This window comes from Natronogracilivirga saccharolytica, from assembly GCF_017921895.1.
In the GTDB taxonomy this organism is placed as follows: Bacteria; Bacteroidota; Rhodothermia; order Balneolales; family Natronogracilivirgulaceae; genus Natronogracilivirga; species Natronogracilivirga saccharolytica.
The window spans coordinates 281,888-289,502 of the sequence record NZ_JAFIDN010000004.1; the positions used below are offsets into that span (position 1 = coordinate 281,888).

At 45.1% G+C, this 7,615-nt stretch carries 7 protein-coding genes; 1 reads left to right on the forward strand and 6 read right to left on the reverse strand.

What is annotated here, in order from left to right:
• Nucleotide 1: 1 nt before the first annotated feature.
• Genes NATSA_RS07570 through NATSA_RS07580 form a run of 3 tightly spaced genes read right to left on the reverse strand, consistent with a single transcriptional unit; the run spans nucleotide 2 to nucleotide 3,167 of the window.
• Nucleotides 2-1,816, reverse strand: coding sequence for a protein-disulfide reductase DsbD family protein (locus NATSA_RS07570; protein WP_210511408.1), 1,815 nt, complete (start codon nucleotides 1,814-1,816; stop codon nucleotides 2-4).
• Nucleotides 1,817-1,862: 46 nt separating this feature from the next.
• A complete protein-coding gene (locus tag NATSA_RS07575; RefSeq protein WP_210511409.1) occupies nucleotides 1,863-2,378 on the reverse strand; it encodes a thioredoxin family protein in 516 nt (171 codons plus the stop codon).
• 42 nt (nucleotides 2,379-2,420) lie between these two features.
• Nucleotides 2,421-3,167, reverse strand: a complete 747-nt coding sequence (locus NATSA_RS07580) for a DUF481 domain-containing protein (protein ID WP_210511410.1) — start codon at nucleotides 3,165-3,167, stop codon at nucleotides 2,421-2,423.
• Nucleotides 3,168-3,456: 289 nt separating this feature from the next.
• Between NATSA_RS07580 and NATSA_RS07585 the strand changes: the two genes are divergently transcribed.
• Nucleotides 3,457-4,338, forward strand: coding sequence for an anti-sigma factor family protein (locus NATSA_RS07585; RefSeq protein WP_210511411.1), 882 nt, complete (start codon nucleotides 3,457-3,459; stop codon nucleotides 4,336-4,338).
• 48 nt (nucleotides 4,339-4,386) lie between these two features.
• On the opposite strand, the gene NATSA_RS07590 is transcribed toward NATSA_RS07585, so the two are convergent.
• From NATSA_RS07590 to NATSA_RS07600, 3 genes are all read right to left on the reverse strand, one after another.
• Entirely contained in the window at nucleotides 4,387-5,103 is a 717-nt protein-coding gene (locus NATSA_RS07590; RefSeq protein WP_210511412.1) for a PIG-L deacetylase family protein, read from the reverse strand.
• A 272-nt stretch (nucleotides 5,104-5,375) separates the two neighbouring features.
• Nucleotides 5,376-6,833 carry a M20 family peptidase gene (locus NATSA_RS07595; protein ID WP_272491754.1) on the reverse strand — a complete coding sequence of 486 codons (1,458 nt, stop codon included), beginning with the start codon at nucleotides 6,831-6,833 and terminating at the stop codon, nucleotides 5,376-5,378.
• Between the two features lie 282 nt (nucleotides 6,834-7,115).
• Complete coding sequence (locus NATSA_RS07600; RefSeq protein WP_210511414.1) at nucleotides 7,116-7,328, reverse strand: cold-shock protein; 213 nt, start codon at nucleotides 7,326-7,328, stop codon at nucleotides 7,116-7,118.
• Nucleotides 7,329-7,615: the final 287 nt, after the last annotated feature.

Here is a 7,615-nt window from a genome sequence, read left to right on the forward strand (position 1 = left end):
TTTATTGCTTCACCTTATTTACTCTGCTGATAAACTCATCCGGCCCGACAAATCCGACTACCCGTGCGTCCGCAACCTCGTTACCCTGTTCATCCAGAAAAACGATCGTAGGAACTCCGGCCACATCGAACTCGCGGCGCAGTTCTTCGGATTCAGGCGAGTCAAACTGTGTCAGGTCCACTTTCATCCTGACCATGTCATCTGTTGCGTCGACTACACGTGAATCCGTGAAGGTAATACGTTCAAGCTCAAGGCATGGAATGCACCAGTCAGCGTAAAAATCCAGTACAACAGGATTTCCGGATTCCCTTGCTTCAGCAAGCCGTGACTGGTCAAAACTTTCCCACTGAATCCCGTCCTTCTGAAGATTCATAAAGAAAAAGATACCCGCCACGACGGCAAGCGCGCCGAAAGCCTTTTTTAATTTGGAAAAGTACGGCGTTTCCTTGCCGGATGACTCAAGAAATCCAAGATATACGCCGCCGATGATAAAGGCCAGCGGAACTACCCAGAAGGCATCGCTGACCGGCATAAACGGCATGGCAAGATAAAAGAGTGCGAGTGCGACGAGCACAACGCCAAAGACCTTTTTCACCCAGATCATCCAGACTCCCGACTTGGGCAATTTCGGCAGCAGGCCGGAAAATGTACCAAGTATCAGATACGGCAGTCCCAATCCAAGCGAAAGAATAAAAAAGGACCAGAATCCGAAAACAGGATCGCCCTGTGATCCGATGAAGGCGAGCAGCGCTATGATTGGGGGACCAATACAGGGAGCGGCAAATACCCCGACAACAAGTCCTGAAAAATAGGTTCCGACAAAACCGGTCGAGTTTCCGGTACCAAGACGTGATGCCAGCCAGTACGGCACCTGGATTTCATAGAGACCGAACATGCTTAGTGCGAGTCCGAACAGCAACAGCCCGATACCTGCCAGGACCCAGGGGTGCTGCAGCCAGGAACCAAACAACTCACCACTGAACGAAGCCAGCACACCCAGCACACTGTACATGGTCGCTATTCCAAGTACATATACAACCGCTTTTGAAAAAACCCGGAGCATATTCGGGTCATTCTGCCCGCCAAATATGGATACGGTCACAGAAAGCATCGGGTATACGCATGGAGTGAGATTCAGAGCAAGCCCGATCAGAAACAGTGCCAGAAAGGCAAGGATAATCCCCCTGTCCTCGAAAAGAGCCTCAATTTCATTGGGGGACTGGGGCTGCAGACTGGCATCTGCTCCGGATGCAGCGGCATCATACTGATCAAAAACATCCTGATTGATCTCCTGAGCAGTATGTTCCCCGTCAACTACTTCAAATTCAATTTCCAGTGGCAGGTTCGACGGAGCAAGGCAATTCTGATCATCACATGCCTGTGCACGGACATGGCCTGTCAGTTTATGGGTGCCGGTCTCCAGTCCGGAAGAAGCCCGGATATCCAGATAGACCGGTACTTTTCCGCCATAAACCAAAAGGTCTTCCCCACCCGCAAAAGCGAACTCGTACTTATCCGGCTCCGGATAACGGATATCAGACAAAATGAAACGGTCATGGGTTTCCAGTTTGACCTCGGTGCCAATCAGATAATCAAGAGTCGGCTGATGCGCATTTACATGCCAGCCATCAGCAATGTCAAGCATGACAGCAACACGGAATGTACTGCCCCTGGGCACGACATCTTTTGACAAATATGTTTCAACATCAACCTTTTCGGAACTTCCGCGCAGCTGGGCTTGCGAATCCTGAAAAAGGCCGGCAGTTATTACAAACAGCGCCAGCAACAGAAATAGTGGTCGAACTTTGGTCAACATCAGCAGGCTCAAAGGAATTGAGTGATTTTTTTTCATTTGCGTTTTATCATTCTGCAGAATCGGTATATTCCCGGAATGTTTTGTCCTTGTAGCTTTCCGAACCTACAAAAGATAACATTCTGTGGAAGGTTTCGGGTTCAATAAATCCGGTTTGTGCTGCAATTACTTCACCATCAGGTGATATAAATACCGTTGTAGGGTACGATCTGACCCCGAACTCAACCGCCAGGTCTCTCATTTCATAATTGGAGCCCTGAAATGTCACATTTTCAGAAGACTCGGCGTCAATACGCACCGGGTAGAAAAACCTGTCCAGGGCTTCATTAACCCTTTGATCTGCGTAGGTTTCCTGGTTCATTCGCCGGCAATACCCGCACCATTCTGTATAAATATCAAGTACAATATACTTGCCTTCGTCAAGCGCCTGTCTTTCAGCAGTTTCCAGTGAGACCCAGAAGTCATGGTCATTATCTCCGGCATGTCCCATAGCCGAATCTTGTTCAGAGCCGCATGCCGACAACAAAAAAAGCAGGATGATGAGATTGAATGTTTTTAACAGCATAAAGCGATGGATTTGATTATGTCACCAGATACGAATAAACGGTTAAAATCGCACTTCCAGTACATTATTGATATTATAAATAAAATCTTCTGAATTTAAGGGTGGCGCCGAGTCATAGGTACTTACAAACTGCAGGGATAATCTCAGATGCTCGGATATGTGAAAACGCAGCTGCCAGTCAGAAGTAAATCTTGGCCTGAAGAACCGATCGGGCCTGGCCTGATAGTAACTTATTGCAGCAACATCCAGATTATCGGTAATTCTTCCGCGTATGTTGAAACTTGTCGTGGATTTCAGCCGGGAATACTCTTTCCGGAGATCTTCATCAGAATCTTCCCATATCTCGTTTTCGAACATCAGCCCGGTACTGACAAAAGCGTTGAAATTTTCAGTCTCTGAGAGTCGTATCCTAATATTCGAGCCTGCAAGAGCTCTGCGTTTCAGTCCCCAGTCCAGATTGTATTGCGCCTGTAAGAACACTTCGGGAGCAAACGTATTATCCCTGTAGAGAACAGAGCGGAGATGAATGTGTCCGTCATTCATCACATTCTCTCCCTCAACGCGGAGAAAGTTGTTTCTGCCAAGAATAAGGTAATCGTGCCTGGTACCGATATATGTGACATCCGCGGAAGTATTATAGCGGGTAACTCGAGTTCTGTTTTTTGATGTATTCAACCCGAAGCCCAGTCCACCGGTCCATACATTAACCGAATCTGCTATAACACGGTGTCGTTCCACATTAACTACCTGAGCTTTGGCTTCGGAAATCAAACCTGTTAACAATGCCACGAAAAAAATAATCGTAGTTGCTTGAACAACATTGCGATGGCCGGAAGCTTGGACTGAGTCTAAATTTTGGAACATACCGTCTGATGAGAACGATTTATTTAAGTCTGCAATTTACAGGTATAAAGATCATCTCAGATAACGGCGTCATGATACAAAGAAATATGCTCAACTTCTTTTTCAAAACACCCGGCATATACGGTTAATAACCGACAGTATCAGGCGAATCTGCATTTTGCACTCAAAATGTGATGAAGTTATTTGCCATAACCCCTGAAATTGAAATCAGCATGTGGTACTTATAGATATGGGACTAAAGCTTGACAAAAAACAAGCCTATGAACTCTCTACTGTGGTGGCCGATGGCGAGGCTACCCGTGAAGAAAGAGAGGCTTTTTTTTCATTCATTGAAGATAATCCGGATGTACGGGCTTATTATGAAGAAGAGCTATGGGTGAAACAGCTTGTCAGGGAAAAGGTGATTTTTGATAAAACACCCGAACATCTGAGAAAAGCGATTGAAGAAAAACTTAACGCTGTATCGGGCAACTCCGAATATTATGATGAAAGCCCTGTGGAAATAGAATATCCGGCAAATACCGGATTGATGACTCCCGGAAAGCGATTTGCTGCGATTTCTTCCATTGCCGCTGTATTTATAGCGGGATTGATACTATTTGTCAGTCAGTGGTTTTTCACGGATGAACAGGCGGCAGCCACATCTGATCTTCCGTCCCTTGAAAAACACGTTCTGGAACATTTTTCAACATTTGACAGGCATGAGATGCCCCCGGAGATTAGCGCTACTTCCCGGGAAAATATCGGAAATCATCTGGCCGAGAACTTTAATATTTCCATCACTGTGCCCGAACTGGCAAATACCAGCATTTCCGGAGCTGCATACACAGAATTTGTCAATGACTATCACATTCCCCTTCTTCAATACAAAATGGATGATGAAGATTTCATCTACATATATGCTTTCAAGGTGTCTGATCTTGAAAACCATTTGAAGAGAAACCCGGAAGCCGTCAAAGAATGTATAAGCAAGGATGATTATCACATTTCGAATGTAGACGGTTATGATGTCGTTTCCTGGAAATGGGACGATGTCTGGTATGTCGGAATTTCGCGTCACGAAGGGGAAAAATTGGCCAGCCTGCTTCCTAAGTAAGGACATAATAATCAAATGGAAACATCGAATCCATCCCCGCCGGGATGTTCATTCGCTGTCTTGCAGTCCGTCGCAAATTGAAGTGACATGCGGAGAAAAGGATTCCTGAAAAAACTCGAAGTATACGGTATCTCCTGTTCGCTCAAGTACCCTTGCTTCTTTTATAACCTGCTGATACGTCCTGTAGCAGTCCAAAGCCCGGGCCCCTTTTTCAATATCTTCACCTGACAGCGGAGTACCGCAATCAATTTCATCTTCTGAAGAGACTTGCAAAGTAAACTTCCCGTCATCCTTTTCTGATTGCGCGAGTGTGAAAAACGCCAGCCTGGAAGGAGCATTATCCCATTCACGCCGCAATTTGGAGTATACCCGTTTAACTACAGCATGAGAGACAAGATGATCATGAAATCCACTGATTCCATGCACTGCATATGTTACAACCACATCAGGCACAATATTTCTGATATGATTTTCCGTAATATCTTCAATTTCAATTGGATCCATATCCTTAAGGCCGCTGTCGGGCAAATCCAATACCTGCATACCGGTTAATCCCAGAACATCTGCTACATCAAGCATTTCCTTATACCGGATCTTTCCCATCTCTTCAACGGTATAGCCGTACTGGTGACGGACTTTAGTGGCGCCGCCCCTGGTATAGGTAAGCAGAAAAACCTGATGGCCTTGTCTGAGCTGGGCTGCTATTGCCGGAGCCGGTCCGAATGACTCATCATCAGGATGGGGAAAAATGTACAGGATTTTCATGTGTTTATAATTATGCAATTAGTTGTCTTTCAATCTGTTAGTTTTTGTTGCTGAATGCCAGGAAGGTAAATTTTCATGTGCATGCTCGCGGCAATAGTCCTGTGTCCTTGGCATTGAAGTCAATTTCATCTACGGGGTTTCCTTGAGCAAACTACTCATGGATATTTCAACCTCCAGTAAACATCGACCTTTAGGCAACATGTTCATTTGTTTAAAATATTTCGATTTCAAAAATATATGCAGTGCCCTGATAGATATAAATAAAAAACAGATCAGTCAGCTGACTCTTCAATAAGTCTGATATAAAACTCAATCATTTCACGATAGTTTTCCTTGGAAAGTCTCTCATTTGTGCCATGAACACGGTCCAGATCGCCCTCATCTGCCCTCAGGGGAAGAAACCGGTAGATATTATCTGTGAGATGGGCATAATGCCTTGCATCGGTGGCACCTATCATAAGCGTCGGAGCAACAATCACATCCGGAAAAACTTCTCTGATTGTCTTTTTAAGCGTTTTGTATGGAGATGCCGCGACATCTGAAATCTGAGAAGGGTTGATGGAACCAGGCAATTCTGAAATACGCACTTCAGGATCATTGATTGTCCGTCTCACGTGATCAATCACACTTTCAATAGTGTCGTTGGGATGAATCCGGAAATTTACAATGGCCTTGGCCTGAGTCGGAAGAACATTTTCTTTAATCCCGGACTCAAATATGGTTGTAGCAATGGTCGTTCCAAGGGCAGCCCGGGTTGCCGGCATGGCAGCCAGCTCTTTTTTAACAAGTCCGCCAAAAAGCCAGAGATTGGCCATAACAATGCGGTACAAAAAGGGCATTTGGGGTCCGATAGCAGTCATAGTCTGCTTCACCAGCCCGTCAACCTTATTATTCATCGGATTTTTTTCAAGCTTTTGTATAGCCTCACTGAGTCTGGCAATTGCAGTTAGTCCCTGGGGTACTGATGAATGCCCCCCTTCAGCTGATGTAGACAGCTCAAGACTCAGATAACCCTTTTCTGCAACAGCCACCAGTGCAACCGGGTTTGGAAGCTCAGCAAGCACGTCGTGGACAATGGGCGTACCCTCATCAAGCAGACAGGCCAGTTCAATACCCCTTTGTGCGAGGGTTTCTCCGATTGCCTGAGCACCTCTTTCTCCGTCAATCTCCTCATCATGTCCAAAGCCCAGAATGATGGTACGATCCGGTCGGAACTCTTTTGACAGAAGATACTCCACCGCCTCCATAATGGCGAGAACACCACCCTGAACATCCATAGCGCCCCGTCCCCAAATGTATCCTTCAGAAACTTTTCCCTCAAACGGAGGGTATTTCCATTCATTTTCAGTTCCCGGCTCAATCGGGACTACATCAAGATGACATGTGAGCATAACCGGTTTCAACTCCGGATCCTTTCCCTCCCAAAAATAAAGCAGGCTGTAGTCGTTAATTATCTCTTTTTTGAGGCTTGCATGTATCAACGGAAAGGCATTTTCCAGATACTGATGCATATTCAGAAATTCCGATTCATTGAAGTCTTTGCTCGACTGCGTAGATACCGTTTGATAGCTGATTGCCTTGCCAAGTCTTTGAGCGGCCGTTTCAACATTAATACGCGATGGTATATTTGCGCTTGTATCGACATCGACCCGTGAGTATCTGAATGTCCTGATCAACAGAATCAGGACTAATAATAGAATAGCAAATATGCCGATTACTGCATATATCATAAAGCTGTATTGTTTACATTTCCGGGATGGCAGTTGTTTACTGCCCGCTGCACTGACAACGCTCCGTCAGCAGGGTGGAATTTACGGACTCCGGTCTTTAATGAATAGTATGAATTAATGCCGTACCGGATTCAGGTAGTATGCAAATACATTACAATCCCCAAGATACTGTTCTTTTGGGGATGAAGGACTTTGCTGATTTCGGAGAGGGCACATCGGGCAGGATTTCCCGAAACCAGCAAAATTACAGGATAAGACGGAAAGCCCATCTTATCCGGTAAATCATAGTTTAACTACTTCCTTAGCCTGCAAGCCTTTGTCACTTTCAGCCACTGTAAACTCTACTTTCTCACCTTCATTCAGTACCCGATAGCCATCGGCTTGAATTTCGCTGAAATGGACGAAGAGGTCCTCTCCACTTTCACGGCTGATAAAACCGTACCCTTTGGCACCGTTAAACCATTTTACGACACCTGATTCTCTTTCTTCTGACATATCTTATAATACTCCTTCATTGTTAATGTTGCTGCACCGGGCAACTCTGACCAGGCCGATTTCATATTAAGATTCTGACAACTGAACAGCGATGCCAATTCGATTATAAGTTTTTCCGGCTATAACTGCAATATATTAACAATCAATTTGAAAAAACATGTACCAGAATCCGTGAGTTAAATTGGAAAAAAATACAATAACATCAAGTATTTCATGAGTTTATCTGATTTTGTATCTTCACCCAACAGGTGAAACAAAGAATCGAAAGACATAGATGGTCATGGATA